The organism is Micromonospora sp. AMSO31t (assembly GCF_008868175.1).
Taxonomy (GTDB): domain Bacteria; phylum Actinomycetota; class Actinomycetes; order Mycobacteriales; family Micromonosporaceae; genus Micromonospora.
This window is the reverse complement of the sequence record NZ_WBKT01000032.1, coordinates 1-17,776: the sequence shown is the minus strand read 5'-3', so window position 1 is coordinate 17,776 and position 17,776 is coordinate 1. Positions and strand designations below refer to the sequence as shown.

Below are 17,776 nucleotides of genomic sequence, written 5' to 3'. Positions count from 1 at the left end.
CGACCCTAGGCGAGCGGACCGACATCCGTCAGGGGACGAGATCCTCCGGCCGGATCGTCGCCCGGACGGGCTCGGTCAGCTCCAGCGAGTCGCCGGGTTTGGTCACCGAGTGTTCGCTGTAGTGCCGGCCGTGCCGGCGGTAGAGGTGCAGGGTTCCGTTCTCCTGCTCCACCAGCAGATACCACTCGATGCCCGCGGCGGCGTAGTAGTGCATTTTGAGCACCTTGTCGGTGGCCGCGTTGCTCGGCGAGATTATCTCGCAGACCAGCCGGACGTCCGGTGCCTCGATCGTCGGATCGTCGAAGTCGATCGGCTCGGTGACGACCAGGTCAGGGATGGGGATCCGGCCCGGCTTGAGCCGGACGTTGACCGTCTCCAGCAGTTCCAGCCCGGCGTTCCGCGCCGCATCCTCAAGGAGGTTGCCGAGGTTTCGTTGGATGCGCTGGTGCCGCGGGGTGGGCGCTGGCGTCACGTGGAGGCTCCCGTCGAAGAGTTCGACGCGTTGCTGCGTCTCGCCGAGGGCGAGGTACTCCTCTTCGGTCCACGGGCCGTCGTGGCCGAACACCGCCGCGGTCATGGTCACCTCCACCTCGTGTCGGCGGGAATCCTCCGTTGGTAGCCGCGTCCATGGTCGCACCTCGTGTGCGGCGACGACGCGGCGTTGCCCAGTCGCAACCATGAATGTCCTGGTGAGGGCTGTTCAGGTTGGAAACTCAGTCGTTACGCTCGGGCCGCTGACAGGCTGCGTTCTGTAGCTTATTTTCGCCTCCAGAAGTTTGTTGTAAGTTCTCTTCGTCACTGAGGGAGGCGGTCATGGGCAGGTCGGAGACGGTGCCGTCCGGGGAGCCGGACCGCCCCGAGGTGCCGGAGCAGCGCACCGGCGAAGGCCCCTATCTGCAGGTCCGGGACCTGCGGGTGCGGTTCGACACCGAGGACGGCGTGGTGAAGGCCGTCGACGGGGTCTCGTTCGCCGTCGAGCGCGGTCGCACGCTGGGCATCGTGGGCGAGTCGGGCTCGGGGAAGAGCGTCACGTCGCTGGCGGTCCTCGGCCTGCACAACGCGAAGCGGGCCACCATCACCGGGGAGATCTCGGTGGGTGGTCGTCAGCTGATCGGGCTGCCCGAGGAGGAGGTGCGGCGGCTCCGGGGCCGGGACATGGCGATGATCTTCCAGGATCCGCTGTCGGCGCTGCACCCCTACTACACGGTCGGCAAGCAGATCGCCGAGGCGTACCGGGTGCACCATCCGAGGGCCGGGAAGCGGGAGGCGCGCACCCGGGCCGTGGACATGCTGGGCCGGGTCGGCATCCCGCAGCCGGCGAAGCGGTTCGACCAGTACCCGCACGAGTTCTCCGGTGGCATGCGGCAGCGGGCGATGATCGCCATGGCCCTGGTCAACGACCCGGACCTGCTGATCGCCGACGAGCCGACCACCGCGCTGGACGTGACCGTGCAGGCGCAGATCCTCGACCTGCTCAGCGACCTCCAGGACGAGTTCCGGTCGGCGATCATCCTGATCACCCACGACCTGGGCGTGGTCAGCCAGGTGGCCGACGACGTCCTCGTCATGTACGGAGGCCGGGCCGTCGAGCACGGCAGCGTGGAGCAGGTGTTGCGGCGGCCGCAGCATCCGTACACCTGGGGGTTGTTGTCGAGCGTGCCGTCGCTGCACGGTGACGCGGACGCGGACCTCGTGCCGATCAAGGGCAACCCGCCGTCGTTGATCAACCTGCCGTCGGGGTGCGCGTTCCACCCGCGCTGCCGTTACGCCGACCGCAACGGCGACCGCTCCCGCACGGAGGTGCCCGAACTCCGGGCGGCCGGGGAGGCGGGCCATCTGGTCGCCTGCCACCTGCCGGCCGAGGAGCGCACCCGGCTCTACCAGCAGGACATCGCCCAGGTGGGAGTGGCCCGATGAGCACCGAGACCGAGTCGCTGCTGCGCGTGCGGGGGCTGACCAAGCACTTCCCGGTGCGGGAGGGCTTCCGCGCCCGGGGCGCCGTCCGGGCCGTCGACGGCCTGGACTTCGACGTGCGGCCGGGGGAGACCCTGGGCCTGGTCGGGGAGTCCGGGTGCGGCAAGACCACCACCGGCCGGATGCTGGTGCGGCTGCTGGAGCCCACGTCCGGCACCATCGAGTTCGCGGGGCGGGACATCACCCACGCCCGCCGGGGGGCGCTGCGGCCGCTGCGGCAGGACCTCCAGATCATCTTCCAGGATCCCTACGCCTCGCTGAACCCCCGGCACACCGTGGGGCGGATCGTGGCCATGCCGTTGCAGGTCAACGGCATCAACCCGCCGGGTGGCATCCGCAAGCGCGTGCAGGAACTGCTCGAACTGGTCGGGTTGAACCCGGAGCACTACAACCGCTACCCGCACGAGTTCTCCGGCGGGCAGCGCCAGCGCATCGGCATCGCCCGCGCCCTCGCGCTGCGCCCGAAGCTGATCGTCGCCGACGAACCCGTCTCCGCGCTGGACGTCTCGATCCAGGCCCAGGTCATCAACCTGCTGCGCGACCTGCAACGCGACCTCGACCTGGCGTTCGTCTTCATCGCCCACGACCTCGCCGTCGTGCGGCACTTCTGCCACCGCGTCGCCGTCATGTACCTCGGCAAGATCGTCGAGATCGGTGACCGCGACGACATCTACCAGCGGCCGCAGCACCCCTACACCCGGGCGCTGCTGTCGGCCATCCCCGACGTCACGGCGCTCGGCCCGGCCGGACGGATCCGGCTCACCGGCGACGTGCCCACCCCGCTCAACCCGCCGTCGGGCTGCCGCTTCCGCACTCGCTGCTGGAAGGCGCAGGAGCGGTGCGCCACCGAGGAGCCGGCGCTGGTCCCCCGGGACGGCGGAGCCCAGCTCGCCGCCTGCCACTATCCCGAGAACGGGCCGATCGGCGTCGTCACCAGCGAGCCTGTGGAGGTGTCGCAATGAGCCTGTCCCCGGTCGAGGGCGCGGCGCGGGCCGAGATGGAGCCGGCCGCCGACCCCGTCAAGCCCGACGAGCAGGGCATCGTGGGCCGGTCGCCCGGCCAGCTCGCCTGGGCGCGGCTGCGCCGGGACCGCACGGCCATGGTCAGCGGCGTCGTGCTGGTGCTCTTCGTCGTGCTGGCGCTCGCCGCGCCGCTGATCGCCAAGCTGTACGGGGTCGGCCCGAACGAGCAGTTCCAGCAGCTGCTGGACGGCAACGGCATGCCGTTGGGTTACGTCGGCGGCATCACCGGCGACCACTGGTTCGGGCTGGAGCCGCGGCTCGGCCGGGACATCTTCATCCGCATGATCTACGGCATGCGGACGTCGCTGTTCATCGCGTTCGCGGCCGCCCTGGTGACCACCGCGATCGGGGTGGCGGCCGGCATCCTCGCCGGCTTCCTCGGCGGGATCGTCGACACGGTGATCAGCTGGATCACCGACGTGGCGCTGGCCCTGCCCTTCCTCATCTTCGCCCTCGCCGTGGTGCCCACCGTGGGGCTGCGCTTCTACGGCCCGCGGGAGGAGGTGCCGCCGGCGTTCCAGGTGATCGTCCTCATCGGCATCTTCGCCGCGTTCGGCTGGACGAGCACCGCCCGGCTGGTCCGCGGTCAGGTGATCTCGCTGCGCGAACGGGAGTTCGTGGAGGCCGCCAGGGCCAGCGGCGCCGGGTTGGGGCACATGCTGTTCCGGCAGCTCCTGCCCAACCTCTGGGCGCCGATCCTGGTCGCGTTCTCGCTGGCCGTGCCGTCGTACATCACCGGTGAGGCGGCGCTGTCCTTCCTCGGCATCGGCATCCTCGAACCCACCGCCGACTTCGGCCGGATGATCTTCCAGAGCATCCCGTACCTGCAGACCGACCCGGCGTACGTGTTCTTCCCCGGCGTCACGATCTTCATCCTCGTGCTCGCCTTCAACCTGCTCGGCGACGCGCTGCGTGACGCGCTCGACCCGAAGTCGTCCCGGTAGGGGTGGAGCCTCATGACCCGATTCCTGGTACGCCGGCTGCTCACCGCGGTCCTCACCCTCTTCGCGGTGAGCGTGCTCAGCTTCCTGATGTTCTTCGGCCTACCGCGCGACCCGGTCAGCGGCATGTGCCCGAAGAACTGCAACGCCGAACGGTTGGAGCGGGTCCGCGAGGAACTGGGCCTGCGTGACCCGCTGCCCGAGCAGTACGCCAACTACATGAAGGGCATCGTCACCGGGCGGGACCTGGGCAGCTCCCAGGGCGGCCGGTGCGACGCCCCATGCCTGGGCTACTCCTACGTCAACAGCGAGGCGGTCACCGACACTCTGACCCGCGTGGTACCGGTGACGTTGAGCATCGTTATCCCGGCGGCGGTGCTCTGGCTGGTGCTCGGCGTCGGGCTCGGCATGATCTCGGCGCTACGGCGGGGCACCCTGCTGGACCGGCTGGCGATCGGCTTCTCGCTGGCCGGCGCCTCGATGCAGCTCTACTTCGTCGGCGCGGTGCTGCTGCTGATCTTCACGTACAACCTGCGGATCACCCCGACACCCTCCTACACCTCCATCTTCGACAATCCGGTGAAGTGGGCCAGCGGGCTCGTCCTCGCCTGGATCTGCCTGGCCTTCCTCTTCTCCGCCATCTACGCCCGGCTGTCCCGGGCCCAGATGCTGGAGACGCTCTCCGAGGACTTCGTCCGCACCGCTCGGGCCAAGGGCGTGGTGAAGCGCAAGGTGTACGGACGGCACGCGCTGCGCGCGGCGATCACCCCGATCGTCACCATCGCCGGCCTGGACGTGGGCAGTGCGCTCGGCGGCACCGTGATCACCGAGACCACCTTCGGCATTCAGGGACTCGGTCGGACCGCCGTGGACGCGGTCCGCGCCGGCGACCTGCCGACCATCATGGCCACCGTGTTGATCTCGGCGGTCTTCATCGTCGTCGCCAACATCGTCGTCGACCTGCTCTATGCCGCCATCGACCCCCGGGTCCGGTTGCGATAGCGCAACGGCACCGGGCAGGGCGTGGAGAAATCCACCGCTCTCTGTTACACACACCGTAGTTTTCCTACGTCGTCTGACGAGGCTCCGGATAGGGAGGAGGCGCAGATGCGCTTGAAGAGGGCAGCCGCCACGGGCGGCGCGCTCGCACTGCTCGTGGTGATGGGGGCGTGCAGCGAGAACAAGGGCACCGACGGCGACTCCGGCGAGAACCGGGTGCAGAGCGGCTCTATCGCCACCGACCCGAAGGACTCGATGGGTCCGGCCGCCGAGGTGGCCGGCGCCGCCAAGGGCGGGACCTTCCGGGTGATCCGGGAGACCAAGATCTCGCACCTCGACCCGCAGCGGGTCTACTCGTTCGCCGGTCTGATGAACGCCCCGCTCTACAGCCGCTTCCTGACCACGTTCAAGGACGACGGCTCGGGCAAGGTGACCCTGGTCGGCGACCTGGCCGAGACCCCCGGCACCGACGTCAACAAGGACTGCAAGGTCTGGGAATTCAAGATCAAGGACGGGGTGAAGTTCGAGGACGGCAGCGCGATCACCTCCAAGGAGATCGCCTACGGCATCGCCCGCTCCTTCGACCCGGACCTGACCGGCGGCCCGACCTACCTGCAGGAGTGGCTCGCCAACGACCCGCAGTACGACACCAAGTGGAACTTCAAGGCGAACAAGACCGCGCTGCCGCCGGGTCTGACCACGCCGGACGCCAAGACGCTCAAGTTCGAGTTCGCCAAGCCGCACTGTGACCTGCCGTTCGCGGCGTCGCTGCCGTACACCGCTCCGCTGAAGGCGGACAAGGACACCGGCGTCAACCTGGACAACCGACCGTTCTCCTCCGGCCCCTACAAGATCACCAAGAACACCGCAGGTGTCGAGCTGGTGATGGAGCGGAACGAGAACTGGGACCCGAAGACCGACCCGGTGCGGCACGCGTACCCGGACAAGATCGTCTGGAACTACGGCCCGGACGCCGAGGCGGGCGCAAACCGGGTGATCTCCGACAACGGCGACGATCAGGCGGCGCTGGCCTGGAACGGCGTCCCGTCGGCACTGGTCGCCCGGGTCACCGGCGATGCGTCGCTGAAGGACCGCTCGGTGCGCGGCCAGACCCCCAGCCTGTGGCGACTGACCATCAACACCCAGCGGGTCACCGACCTGTCGGTGCGCCAGGCGCTCAACTACGCGATCGACCGGGACGGCTTCGTCAAGGCGTACGGCGGTGAGGCGTCCGCCAAGGCCGTCACCACGCTGATGCCGCCCTCGACGATCGGCTGGGAGAGCTACGACGCCTACCCGGCCGGCCCGAGCGGCAACGTCGAGAAGGCCAAGGAGCTGCTCGCCGGCAAGACCCCGGAGCTGGTGCTCGGCATCAGCGACGACTCGCCGGAACTGGCCACCCAGCTCAAGACCAACCTGGAGAAGGCCGGCTTCAAGATCACGGTGAAGACCATCCCGACCGACGCCAAGCTCGACGAGGTCGGCAAGAAGAACAACCCGTACGACCTCTGGACCGACCAGTGGGCCGCCGACTGGCCCAGTGGTGCGGCGATCCTGCCGGTGCTGTTCGACGGCCGCAGCATAAAGGCCGAGAACAACAGCAACACCTCGTACGTGAACAGCGACGAGATCAACAAGGAGTTCGACCGGATCCTCGCCATGCCCGCCGGTGACCAGGGCAAGGAGTGGGCCAAGCTCGACAAGCGGATCATGACCGAGCTGGCCCCGGCCGTGCCGCTCTTCGTCGAGCAGGGCTACTACCTGCACGGCTCCAAGGTGGGCGGGATCTACCTGTCCAGCATCTTCGGCTACCCGGCCTTGACGAACGCCTACGTCAAGCAGTGACAGCCTGACCCGCGGCGGCCCCGGTCCGATCCGGCCGGGGCCCTCGCGCGTTCACAGGTGGTGGCGGAGGAAGTCCAGCTCCAGCCGGAGCAGCCGCTCGGCCACCCCGCCGGCGGCCATGTGGCTGGCACCGGTGAGCGGCAGCACCGCGTGCGGCCGGCCGGCGGCCAGCAGCGCCGCCGAGAGCCGCAGCGTGTGCGCGGCCAGCACGTTGTCGTCGACCAGGCCGTGCACCAGCAGCATGGGCCGGGCCTGCGCCGGGTCGCCGACCGGCTCGGCGGCCAGCTCGACCAGCGAGTGGTGGGCGTAGACGTCCATCCCGTCGTCCGGCATCCCCAGGTAGCGCTCGCTGTACGCGGTGTCGTACAGCGTCCAGTCGGTGACCGGGGCGCCGACGATCGCGCACCGGAACAGCTCCGGGTGGCGCAGCACCGCCAGCCCCGCCAGCCAGCCGCCGAACGACCAGCCGCGCACCGCCACCCGGTCCAGGTCCAGGTCCGGATGCTTGCCGGCCAGAGCGGTCAGCGCATCCACCTGGTCGGTCAGGATCACGTCCGCCACCCGCCGGTGGATCGCCTTCTCGAAGGAGGGGGCGATGCCGGGGGTGCCCCGGTTGTCGATGGTCACCACGGCGAAGCCCTGCTCGGCCCACCACTGCCGCTCCAGCCAGGCCGACCGGGCGGCGATCACCTCCTGGTGGCCCGGGCCGCCGTAGACGTCCAGCAGCACCGGCAGCTTCGTGCCCTTCACGTGCTCGCCGGGGTAGAGCACCGCGCTCGGCAGGCGCCGGTCGGTCACCCGGACCAGCGTCGGCCGCGGCGCGTACGGCGGGGTCGCGGCCCGGGAGGCCAGCTCACCCACCTCGCGGTCGTCGTGCCAGACCCGCCAGCGGGTGCCCGGGTGCTCCAGCGAGGCCACCCCCACGGCCAGCGTGTTGCCGCCGATCGCCGCGGTGTGCCAGCCGGGATCGCTGCCCATCCGGCGGGCGTCCACCCCACCGCCGATCGCCGTACGCACCCGGTAGAGGTGACGCTGGCTCGGCTCGCCCTCGCTCGCCTCGACCAGCAGGTCCGCCGCCGAGTTCGGCCCGGCCGGCAGCCGGCCCACCACCCGCCGCACGTAGAGCGAGGGCGGGGTGAGCAGGGTGCCGTCGGCGAACAGGCAGCGCGCGTCGTACCCGTCGTGGGCCAGCTCGCCGCCGACCAGCACCCGCCCGTCGGGCAGGTGCGCCGGGGTGCCCGGGACCGGCTCCACCCAGCGCGGGTCGGCCAGCTCCGCGTGCACCTGCGTCTCCCCGGTCCGCGGGTCGACGGCCAGCACCAGGCCGTGCTGCTGCGACCGGCGCAGCACCGTGATCAGCGGGCCGCCGTCCGCCCAGTCCACCGACGTCAGGTACGGGTAGGTCTCCCGGTCCCAGTGCACGTCGACCCAGCCGCCGTCGAGGTCCAGCAGGTGCAGGCTGACCTCCGCGTTGGGCCCGCCGGCCCGGGGGTACGCGATGGACGTCGGCGGGCTCGCCGGGTCGGCCGGGTCGTGCAGGTGCCAGCGGTCCAGCCGGGACTCGTCGACCCGGGCGGCCAGCACCGAGCGCCCGTCCGGGGACCACCAGTAGCCCCGGAACCGGCCGAACTCCTCCGCCGCGATGTGCTCGGCCAGCCCCCACGTCACCCCGCTGTCCTCGCCGGCCAGCAGGTTGTCGGTGCCGTCCGGCTCGACCACCCGCAACTGCCCCCGGCGCACCCCCTCGGCGGCGTCGGTGACGTAGGCAAGCCGTTCGCCGGTCGGGTCGGGACGCGGGTCGATCACCGGGCCGACGGCGGCCACCTCGACCACGTCGCCGTGCACCAGGTCGGCCCGGAACAGCCGGCCGGCCAGCGCGAACGCGGCCACCCGCCCGGCGGCGTCCAGGGCGTACGAGCCGATGCCGGCGGCGCTGAGCCGCAGCCGCTCCCGCAGCGCCCGCTCGCCCGGCGCGAGCGTGGCCGGTTCGCCGTCCGCGCCGAGCAGCACCGCCGGGTCGGCGACGAGGTGCTCCTCGCCGGAGGCGACGTCGAGCAGCCAGAGCGCGTCGGCCGGGTCCTCCGGTCCCGACGAGCGCAGGAAGATGACCCGGGAGCCGTCGTCGGCGACGGAAACGGAGCGCGGCGCCCCGTGGCTGAACCGACGGGTGCGGGCGGCCAGCTCGGGAAAGTCCACGCCTGTAGAGAGTAGGCGCGGGCCGGGCGTGATGTGGCCGACCTGGGCGGACGCGTAAGCATCGGGCGGGCAGGACCGCCGGTTAGAGTGACGGGCGTGACGACGCTGCCCGACCGACGCCTGCTGCTGGTCCACGCGCACCCCGACGACGAGTCCATCGGCACCGGCGCGACGATGGCGCACTACGCCGCCGCGGGCGCCCACGTCACCCTGGTGACCTGCACGCTGGGCGAGGAGGGCGAGATCCACGTGCCGGCGCTGGCCCAGCTCGCCGCGGCCGAGGCCGACCAGCTCGGCGGCTACCGGATCGGCGAGCTGGCGGCCGCCTGCGCCGCGCTCGGCGTCACCGACCACCGCTTCCTCGGCGGCGCGGGCCGCTACCGCGACTCCGGGATGATGGGGTTGGCCACCAACGAGCACCCCCGCGCGTTCTGGCAGGCCGACCTCGACGAGGCCGCCGGGCACCTGCTGGAGGTCATCCGCGAGGTCCGCCCGCAGGTGATGATCACGTACGACCCGAACGGCTTCTACGGCCATCCCGACCACATCCAGGCGCACCGGGTCGCCATGCGCGGCGTGGAACTCGCCGCGGCCGAGGGGATCGCCCCGGCGAAGGTCTACTGGACGGCGATGCCGCGCGGCGTGCTGGAGGCCGGCCTGGACGCGTTCACCGAGTCGTCGGACAACCCCTTCGCCGGCATCGACAGCATCGACGAGCTGCCCTTCGGCACCCCCGACGAGGGGATCGCCGCGCGCATCGACGGCACCGACCGGCACGCCGCCAAGGAGGCGGCCATGCGCGCCCACGCCACCCAGATCCCGGCCACCTCCTGGCTCTACTCGATCGCCGGCAACTTCGGCGCCGAGTTCATGGGGGTCGAGTTCTTCACCCTCGCCGTCGGCGAAAAGGGCCCCGGCAGCGGCCCGTACGGCTGGGAGGACGACCTGTTCGCCGGGTTGGCGCCGGGCGGGCCGGACCGGTCCCCGGTCACGGCGGCGGCCGGCCTCCGGTGACGGTGCCCACCGCATCCATGTCGGTCGCCCCCGAGCAGGAGCCAGCCGCGCCGCCCGAGCCGTCGGGCCGGGCGGTCGACCTCGCGCTGCGCGTCGCCGGCGGGGCGGTGGCGGTCTGGGCCGGCGTGCTCGCCGCGGTGCTCGACCTGCTCTACGCCACGTGGGCCTGGGAGGTGGTAAAGGGCCGTCCCGGCGGTGCCGGCAAGGCCCTGGTCGGCATCGCGCTCGCGCTGGTCGGGATCGCCGCGGTGGTGCTGCTGACGGTGCTGGTGAGCGGGTTCGCCCACCGGGCCGTGGGCGCCCGCTGGGCGGCCGCGCTGGCCGCCCTGCCCTGGTTCGTGGTGATCGTCGCGGGCGGCTTCCGCACGGTCGAGGGCGATCTCGCGCTCAGCGGCAACAACGTGCTCGGCCTCGGGTTGATCGTCGCCGGCGCGATCACCTTCGCGGTGCTGGGCTTCCGGCAGCTCGTGGTGCCGCCGCCCGCCGTCCGCTGAGGGTGCAGACGCCGCACAGGTTGCGGTGGTAGATATTCCTGCCAGGAGCCCGTGACGGCGGGCGGTACGGCGGGAGGCGTGCGATGTTCCAGCGGTGGCGTGCGGTCGGTGTGCTGGCGGCCGCGCTGTTCGCGGTCAACGTGGTGGCCCGGTTGGTCATCAAGCTGGCCTATCCGGACGACGACACCGCCGCGGGCCGGGTCTCGCTGGTGATGTTCCTGGCCATCGGGCTGATCCTGGCCGGCACGGCGTTCCGCTGGGGCGCGGACCGGCCGGCCGGCCACTGGACCGGCGACCTGGCCGTCGCGGTGGTCGTGGCGCTGGCGCTGACCGTCTTCGTGGGCCCGCTGCTGGTCGGCGAGAACCCGTTCGAGGGCGGCGCCGGCCTCTTCTTCGCCCAGATCTGGCTCTACCTCGCGGCCACCGTGGCCGGTGTGCTGGCCGGCTACCTGATCCTCACCGCGCTGGGCCGCGACCACCGCTCCCGGCAGCTCAAGCGCTACGCCGAGTTGAAGGCCGCGAAGCCCCGCAAGATCGTTCGCCGCTGAGGCGGCTCGCGACCTCGCGGCGTGCCGTGGGGCGAGTGATCCCGCCGGGGCACCGCCCCTTTCGGGAACGGCGCCCCGGCGCGACCGGCCTCGCTCGCGGTGGGCGCGGCCCTTTCGCGCTCAGTCCCGGCCGGACAGCTGCCCGGTGGCGGGCAGGGGCGGCGTGTCGACCGATTCGGCCCCTCCGCTGATCCTGGTGCCCTCCGGAGTGACCACCTCGTCCACCTGCGGCGGCACCATGGCGGCCACCACCCGGTCCGCCCGGTCGATGGTGAGCGTGCTGCCGGCGCGGGACTCCTCGGCGACCCGGACGGGCTGCGGGCCACCGGCCTTGCCGGCGCCGGCCTTCCCGACGCCGGCCTGGGCGCCGGACCGCTGCCGCGGGACCGTACCGCCGTCCGCTTCGGCCCCCGGCGTCGGAGCGGCCGGCAGCGCGGGGGCCGTCGCGCCCGTGTCCCCGTCCGGCCGGGCTGGCGCCGCCGGCAGGGCGGGCACCTCGGTCGCCTCCGTACCCGGCGCCTCCAGCTCGGCGGCCCGGCGCTCGACCTCCTCGACCTCCGGGGCCTGCGGTGCGACGTCGGCCAGTTCCGCGGCCCGTCGTTCCAGGTCCGCCAGCTCCGTCGACTCCGTCGCGGCGGCCTGCCGGCCGGTTGCCGATCGTGAGCCGGCGGACCGGCCACGCCCGGAGCCGGAGCCAGAGCCGGAGCCGCCGCGCGACCGGGTCGTCTTCCGGCCTTCGCGCAGGGCCTGGATGAGGGCGTCGACCAGTTCGGGCTTGCGCATGTCCGCGGTGCCGGTGACGCCACGCCGGCGGAGGCGGTCGCGGAGCTGGTCGACCTTCAGGCGGGCGATCTCGCTCTCGTTGATGTCGGGGGTGTCCGGCGTCTGGTTGCCGGGCTCGTTCTTCGTCACCGCCGCGCCGCTCCCGCGCCGCGCCGTGTGCTGCTTGGCCATCGAGCAGGTCCTTCCTCACCGGGGTACGGGTACTCCGTACCCCGGACGACCTGCCGGAATCCTTCGATCAGGCCGGGGCGACCCGGGTCAGGTAGGTGTGGTGGGTGGTGAAGCCGAGCCGCTGGTAGAGGGCCACCGCGGGGGCGTTGCGCTGCTCCACCTGGAGGAAGGCGTGTGTGGCGCCCTCCGCGTGGCCCCAGTCGGCCAGCGCCTGGATGACCGCGCCGGCGAACCCGCGCCGGCGGGCCTCCGGCAGCACCTCGATGAGCGTGAGGCCGAGCCAGCGCCCCTCGCCGGTGACCGTGCCCCGGCCCACCGCGAGCAGCCGCCCGTCGGCGTGCAGGTGGGCGAAGCGGATCCGGTCCACGGCGGTGAGCACGTGCCGGGCCGCGTCCGGCAGCCCGCCCTTGCGGCCGGCGGCCACCGCCAGCCACTCCGCCGAGGGGGTGGCCGAGAGGCCGACCGGGGGCAGGCCGGGCCGCCCCGCCGGCAGCGCCGTGAGCGGGGCGGTCTGCACCAGCACCGGTGGCCGGGCGGTCCAGCCCCGCGCGTCCAGTTCGGCGCCCACCGGCGCGGCCAGCGGCAGTGGGGTGTTCACCATGGCGGGCTGGCCGCGGTCGGCGTACCAGCGCTCCACGGCGTCGAGCGCGGCGGGCAGCGGGCGGTCCGGGTCGCCGATCGGCAGCGCGCTGTTCGCCCGGCCGGTCCAGCCCTCGGCGCCGCGCAGCAGCCAGTCGCCGAGCCGCCCACGCACCGGGGCGGGCCACGCCTCGTCGGCGGCCAGTTCCAGGGCGACCACGGCGGCGGCGGTCGGCCGGCGGGCCGGCGGCACGCGCTTCGCGCGGTGCACCTCGTCCACCGGCACCTGCAGCCGGCCCCGGTCGGTGGACAGCGTGATGTGGGTCTCGCTCAGTTCGACCAGCTCCCCGAGGGCGTCGGAGAAGAGCGGCCGGCCTTCGCGAATCCCCACAATCCGCCGGACCACGATCCGGTGTCCTACGTCCTGCTGTCGGAGCACGATCGACCCCCTCCCCGGCGAGATACTAGGCTCTTACCGTCGCGGATGATCGCGACGAGTCTTGCGGAGGAGAAGACCGGTGACCTACATCATCGCCGAGCCGTGCGTGGATGTGCTCGACAAGGCATGCATCGAGGAGTGCCCGGTCGACTGCATCTACGAGGGCAATCGGATGCTCTACATCCACCCCGACGAGTGCGTCGACTGTGGTGCCTGTGAGCCGGTCTGCCCGGTCGAAGCGATCTTCTACGAGGACGACGTCCCGGAGCAGTGGAAGGACTACACCGGGGCGAACTACGAGTTCTTCGAGGACCTGGGCTCGCCGGGCGGCGCTTCCAAGATCGGCAAGGTGGAGAAGGACGCGACCTTCGTGGCCGCGCAGCCGCCGCGCGGAGAGGGCCACTGAACCGGCCCGCGCCGGTCTCGTCGCGGCTGCCCGAGTTCACCTGGGACACCCTGGACGCCGCGGCCGCGACGGCCGCGGCGCACCCGGACGGTCTCATCAACCTCTCGATGGGTACGCCGGTCGACCCGGTGCCGGCGCTGATCCGGCAGGCGCTGGCCGACGCGTCGGACGCGCCGGGCTACCCGCTGACCGCGGGCACGCCCGCGCTGCGGGCCGCCATCGCGGCCTGGGTGGCGCGCGCCTGCGGGGCGGGCGTCGACGGGCTCGGGGTGCTGCCGACCATCGGCTCCAAGGAACTGGTCGCCTGGCTGCCCACGCTGCTCGGCGTCAGCCCCGGTGACGTGGTCGTGGTGCCGTCCATCGCCTACCCGACGTACGAGGACGGGGCCCGGCTGGCCGGCGCCACCACGGTGCGCACCGACTCGCTGACCGCCCTCGGCCCCGACCCGCGGGTGCGGCTCGTGTGGGTGAACTCGCCCGGCAACCCGACCGGTCGGGTGCTGCCCGCCGGCCACCTGCGCAAGGTGGTCGACTGGGCGCGGGAGCGCGGCGCGGTGGTCGCCAGCGACGAGTGCTACCTGCCGCTGGGCTGGGACGCCGAGCCCGTCTCGGTCCTCTCGCCCGAGGTCTGCGGCGGGTCGTACGAGGGTGTGCTGGCGGTGCACTCGCTCTCCAAGCGCTCCAACCTGGCCGGCTACCGGGCCGGTTTCGTGGCCGGTGACCCGGCGCTGGTGGCCGAGTTGCTCAAGGTCCGCAAGCACGCCGGCATGATCGTGCCCGCCCCGGTGCAGGCGGCCATGGTGGCGGCCCTGGGCGACCAGGCGCACGCCGACGCGCAGCGGGAGCGCTACCGGGCCCGGCGGGAGAAGCTCCACGCCGCGTTCACCGGTGCCGGCTTCACCGTCGAGCACTCCGAGGCGGGGCTCTACCTCTGGATGACCCGGGACGAGGACTGCTGGGACACCGTCGAGTGGCTGGCCCGCCGGGGCATCCTGGTCGCGGCCGGCGTCTTCTACGGCCCGGCCGGCGCCCGGCACGTCCGGGCGGCGCTCACCGAGTCAGACGAGCACGTCGACGCGGTCGCCGGCCGGCTCGCCCAGCCCTGACCGTGGTGCCGCGGCGGCCGGGCCCCAGGGGGCTCGGCCGCCGCGTACGCGTCAGTCGTTGATCCGTTGGAACACCCGCAGCAGGGTGTCCCGGCTGCGCTTCTCCAGGAACTCGCTGGCCATCAGCTCCTGCACCGACACGGTCCGGCCGTCGAAGAGGGTGAGGGTGGCCTTCAGCGGCACCTCGCGCTTGACCTCGACCGAGGTGATCTCCTCATACGGCAGGTACGGGTGCCGGGTGGCCAGGTCGGCGACCGGCACCGCGCCGACGAGCGAGACGAGCCGCTTCTCGCCCTCGCTCGACTTGCCCGGGTCCGGGATCAGGATCAGGCCGTTGTCGAGCACGAGCACGTCGTGCTCCCGGCCGTCGATCTTGATGTTGGCGAGCCCGCCGATCAGGTCGGCGTTGCGGGCCGAGGCCCGGGCCTGCACCACGGTGGCGTGGGCGGCGTCGACGCCCAGCTCGGCGAGGCGCGTCAGCGCCTCGTCCAGGGTCTCCGGCGCGACCGCCAGCTTGGCGATGCCGGCCAGGTCCAGCGGCTCGCCCGCCGGGCCGACCAGCTGGGCCGGGCCGGACCAGGAGAGCTGCCAGCGCGCCCGCCCCGAGCGGACCGCCGCGTTGTCCAGCAGGGTCTCCATCGGCCCGGCGAAGGCGGCGGCGGCCTCCTTGCGGGTGGCGCCGCTGAAGAACTGCTCGGCGAACTCGCCGAGCCGGCCGGCGCGGACCAGGTCCAGCAGGGTCGGCAGGCCCGGCGCGGGCGTGCCGGTGAACCGCCCGACCGCCCGGTAGATGCCGTCCGCCTGCCGCTGCACCGAGGCGGCCACCGACTCGGCCACGAACTCCGCCCAGGGCAGCAGCCGACGGCCGCCGTGCTCGACCACCAGGCCCTGGAGGTGCCGCCCGGCGCCGGCCACGTCGGCCAGCAGGGTCCAGGCCGGCCGGTCGTCCGGCGCCACCACCGAGGGTGGCGTGGCGGTCATCGCGGCGACGCGTACGCCGATCGGTGGGTGCGTGTCCCAGCGGGACGGCTCGTCCTCCGGCGCGTTCTCCCGCAGCTCGTCGATCTCCTCCCGGCGGGCCTGGAGCAGCAGGGCGAACCCGCCGAAGAGGTCGTCCGGCGCGAGCCCGGCGGACCAGCCCGGCTCGACGTAGCGGCGCATGTAGAAGCCCCAGGCCGCGTCGAGCGCGGGCAGCGTACGCAGCGCCGAGGTGGCCGCCTCGGTGCCGGCGAGCGCCACCGACGACAGGTCCGCCTCCAGCTCCTGGCGGCGCGAGGCCGCGTTGTCGACCATCAGGTAGAGCTTCGCGTAGCCCTTGAAGACCCAGCCGACCGGGTTGCGCGGGCTGATCCGCTCGACGGTCTCGGAGATGGCCAGCCGTCCCCGGTAGGCGACGCCGCCCAGCCGGGTGTGCCGGCCCGAGTAGTGGCCCAGCTCGTGCGCCAGCACCGAGCGGAGCTGGTCGATCCGCATGGCCTGGAGCAGCGGCAGTCCGACGTAGAGGGTCCGCCGGCCGCCGATCAGGCCGAGCAGCCTGCTCTGCTCGCCGACCGCCGCGTTCACCTCGGGCACCAGGCGGATCTCGTCGGGCGCGCGGGTGCCGACCGCGGTGGCCAGCTCCCGCACCGTGGCCCAGAGCCACGGCGCCGCCCGCTCGTCCAGGATGAGGCCGGGCGCCGGCTCGTTCTTCGTGCGGATCGCCTTCCACAGCCCGACCCCGACGGCGCCGAGGGCGACGACCAGCGGCAGCAGCAGCTTGCCGGTGATCACGCCGCTGGTGTGACTGAACAGCCAGACGCCGAGCGCGGCCACGGCGGCGAGCTGGAGCAGCGCGACGACGTAGAAACCGATCAACATGGCCACCGAGGCGAGAGCCCGGTACGTGGCGGACATGTGCTTCCTTTCCCCCGTTGAGATCGGCCCGTCCGGTCGGGCCGCCGGGGGACCGTACGACGCGAGCGCGCCTCGGACAACCCCCTTCCGTGCCCATCCGGTCGCACCTACGATCTCCGTCGACAGGCACGGGGGAGGACGAGGACATGTGGCCGTTCCGGCGGAGGACGAAGCAGGAGAGTGGACCGGCGCTGCCGGTCGACCCGACGATGGGTGACCCCGCCGCCGGGGCGCTCTCCGAGGCGCTGGCCCGGCGGGACTGGCGGGCCGCCCGGGACGTGCTGGTCACCGTCACGGACCCCGACCACCAGGCGTTCTGCCTCTCCGTCGCCGGCCGGGTGCCGGGCGTGCAGGAGTGGATCGGCGAGTGGGCCGACGCGGAGCCGCGCGCCACCCTCCCGCTGCTGGTCCGGGGAACGCACGCGGTGCACTGGGCCTGGGAGGCCCGCGGCGGTGCCTCCTCCTCGCTGACCAGCCAGGAGCAGTTCCGCGAGTTCCGCAAGCGGCTCACCTTCGCGGAGAACCTGCTCGACGAGGTGGCCGCGCGGGACCCGGACGACACCACGGCGCGGGCCTTCCTGGTCACCTCGGCGCGGGGTCGCCAGGTGGACCGGGACGAGGCGGCGCGGCGCTTCGGCGAGGTGATCGCCCGGCACCCCTGGCACCGGCTGGCGCACGTCCAGATGCTCCAGTACCGGTGCGCCAAGTGGTTCGGCAGCGACGAGGAGATGTTCGACTTCGCCCGGTCCGCGGCGGCGAAGGCGCCGGCCGCCAGCGGCCTGGCCCATCTGGTCGCGGCGGCCCACCTGGAGATGTGGCTCAAGCTGCCCTCCGGCGAGGACGACGCCCACCTCCGCGACCCCGAGGTGCTCGCCGAGCTGCGCGCGGCGGCCGACCAGTCGGTGCGCCACCCGGAGCACGGCCACTACCCGGGTTGGCCGCAGCCGCACAACAACTTCGCGATGTGCTTCGCCGTGGGCGGCGACCACGCCGCCGCGGCGGAGCGCTTCCAGGTGCTCGGTGACCTGGTGACCGAGCTGCCGTGGACGTACTTCGGCGACCCGGGCCGGGCGTTCACCGGGTGGCGGCGGACGGTGACGCAACGCCAGGGCTGAGCCGCGGACGCTATCCTCGGCGGGACTTCCAGCGGGGCCGGGTCCGGCTCCGGACGACGGGACGCCGAGGTGGGGCCGATGGTGGGCGGGGCCGGCGGGCAGGCACGCGCGGCGGTGGTCGGCACCGGCCTGATCGGCGGGTCGGTGCTGCTCCGGCTCCGCGACGCCGGGCTCGACGTGGCCGGCTGGGACCCGGACCCGGCGACCCGGCGGCGGGTCCGTGAGCAGGGCGTCGCCGCGCCGCACACGGT

General features: G+C 72.9%; 16 protein-coding genes and 1 pseudogene. 12 read left to right on the top strand and 5 right to left on the bottom strand.

The genetic code is table 11. The features are described from left to right. Nucleotides 1-28: 28 nt before the first annotated feature. Nucleotides 29-577, bottom strand: a complete 549-nt coding sequence (locus F8274_RS10375) for a Uma2 family endonuclease (RefSeq protein WP_151462077.1) — start codon at nucleotides 575-577, stop codon at nucleotides 29-31. Between the two features lie 236 nt (nucleotides 578-813). Here F8274_RS10375 and F8274_RS10370 point away from each other — a divergent pair, with 236 nt between their 5' ends. From F8274_RS10370 to F8274_RS10350, 5 genes are all read left to right on the top strand, one after another. Beyond that, entirely contained in the window at nucleotides 814-1,917 is a 1,104-nt protein-coding gene (locus tag F8274_RS10370) for an ABC transporter ATP-binding protein (protein ID WP_151462076.1), read from the top strand. Beyond that, entirely contained in the window at nucleotides 1,914-2,936 is a 1,023-nt protein-coding gene (locus F8274_RS10365) for an ABC transporter ATP-binding protein (RefSeq protein ID WP_151462075.1), read from the top strand. The genes F8274_RS10370 and F8274_RS10365 overlap by 4 nt, the downstream gene beginning before the upstream one ends. Then, a complete protein-coding gene (locus tag F8274_RS10360) occupies nucleotides 2,933-3,940 on the top strand; it encodes an ABC transporter permease (RefSeq protein WP_151462074.1) in 1,008 nt (335 codons plus the stop codon). Before F8274_RS10365 ends, F8274_RS10360 begins: the two co-directional genes overlap by 4 nt. A 12-nt stretch (nucleotides 3,941-3,952) precedes the next feature. Beyond that, entirely contained in the window at nucleotides 3,953-4,939 is a 987-nt protein-coding gene (locus F8274_RS10355; RefSeq protein ID WP_151462073.1) for an ABC transporter permease, read from the top strand. Nucleotides 4,940-5,044: 105 nt separating this feature from the next. Then, nucleotides 5,045-6,781, top strand: a complete 1,737-nt coding sequence (locus F8274_RS10350) for an ABC transporter substrate-binding protein (protein WP_151462072.1) — start codon at nucleotides 5,045-5,047, stop codon at nucleotides 6,779-6,781. 51 nt (nucleotides 6,782-6,832) lie between these two features. On the opposite strand, the gene F8274_RS10345 is transcribed toward F8274_RS10350, so the two are convergent. Beyond that, nucleotides 6,833-8,977: a prolyl oligopeptidase family serine peptidase gene (locus F8274_RS10345; RefSeq protein ID WP_151462071.1), complete on the bottom strand. Its 2,145-nt coding sequence runs from the start codon at nucleotides 8,975-8,977 to the stop codon at nucleotides 6,833-6,835. A gap of 87 nt (nucleotides 8,978-9,064) precedes the next feature. Here F8274_RS10345 and mshB point away from each other — a divergent pair, with 87 nt between their 5' ends. From mshB to F8274_RS10330, 3 genes are all read left to right on the top strand, one after another. Then, nucleotides 9,065-9,991, top strand: a complete 927-nt coding sequence (gene mshB / locus F8274_RS10340) for an N-acetyl-1-D-myo-inositol-2-amino-2-deoxy-alpha-D-glucopyranoside deacetylase (protein WP_192579776.1) — start codon at nucleotides 9,065-9,067, stop codon at nucleotides 9,989-9,991. Between the two features lie 17 nt (nucleotides 9,992-10,008). Then, nucleotides 10,009-10,485, top strand: a complete 477-nt coding sequence (locus F8274_RS10335) for a hypothetical protein (protein ID WP_225853711.1) — start codon at nucleotides 10,009-10,011, stop codon at nucleotides 10,483-10,485. 83 nt (nucleotides 10,486-10,568) lie between these two features. Then, the gene (locus F8274_RS10330; RefSeq protein WP_151462068.1) at nucleotides 10,569-11,033 is read left to right on the top strand and encodes a hypothetical protein; all 465 of its coding nucleotides are present in this window, start codon (nucleotides 10,569-10,571) and stop codon (nucleotides 11,031-11,033) included. A gap of 120 nt (nucleotides 11,034-11,153) precedes the next feature. On the opposite strand, the gene F8274_RS10325 is transcribed toward F8274_RS10330, so the two are convergent. Together F8274_RS10325 and F8274_RS10320 are read right to left on the bottom strand one after the other, a co-directional pair. Continuing rightward, nucleotides 11,154-11,987: a hypothetical protein gene (locus tag F8274_RS10325; protein ID WP_151462067.1), complete on the bottom strand. Its 834-nt coding sequence runs from the start codon at nucleotides 11,985-11,987 to the stop codon at nucleotides 11,154-11,156. Between the two features lie 67 nt (nucleotides 11,988-12,054). Continuing rightward, nucleotides 12,055-13,005 (bottom strand): GNAT family N-acetyltransferase, encoded by a 951-nt coding sequence (locus F8274_RS10320; protein ID WP_151462066.1) that lies wholly within the window; start codon nucleotides 13,003-13,005, stop codon nucleotides 12,055-12,057. Nucleotides 13,006-13,084: 79 nt separating this feature from the next. Between F8274_RS10320 and fdxA the strand changes: the two genes are divergently transcribed. Both fdxA and dapC read left to right on the top strand, forming a co-directional pair. Next, the gene (fdxA, locus tag F8274_RS10315; RefSeq protein WP_007464872.1) at nucleotides 13,085-13,411 is read left to right on the top strand and encodes a ferredoxin; all 327 of its coding nucleotides are present in this window, start codon (nucleotides 13,085-13,087) and stop codon (nucleotides 13,409-13,411) included. Next, nucleotides 13,408-14,517 carry a succinyldiaminopimelate transaminase gene (gene dapC, locus F8274_RS10310; RefSeq protein ID WP_151462108.1) on the top strand — a complete coding sequence of 370 codons (1,110 nt, stop codon included), beginning with the start codon at nucleotides 13,408-13,410 and terminating at the stop codon, nucleotides 14,515-14,517. Before fdxA ends, dapC begins: the two co-directional genes overlap by 4 nt. A 51-nt stretch (nucleotides 14,518-14,568) precedes the next feature. Here dapC and F8274_RS10305 read toward each other — a convergent pair whose 3' ends face one another. Beyond that, nucleotides 14,569-16,410, bottom strand: coding sequence for a M48 family metallopeptidase (locus F8274_RS10305; protein WP_151462065.1), 1,842 nt, complete (start codon nucleotides 16,408-16,410; stop codon nucleotides 14,569-14,571). 146 nt (nucleotides 16,411-16,556) lie between these two features. Between F8274_RS10305 and F8274_RS10300 the strand changes: the two genes are divergently transcribed. Next, nucleotides 16,557-17,525, top strand: a complete 969-nt coding sequence (locus F8274_RS10300) for a DUF4034 domain-containing protein (RefSeq protein WP_151462064.1) — start codon at nucleotides 16,557-16,559, stop codon at nucleotides 17,523-17,525. 78 nt (nucleotides 17,526-17,603) lie between these two features. Next, nucleotides 17,604-17,776 (top strand): annotated as a pseudogene (locus F8274_RS10295) (prephenate dehydrogenase/arogenate dehydrogenase family protein); the annotation flags it as partial.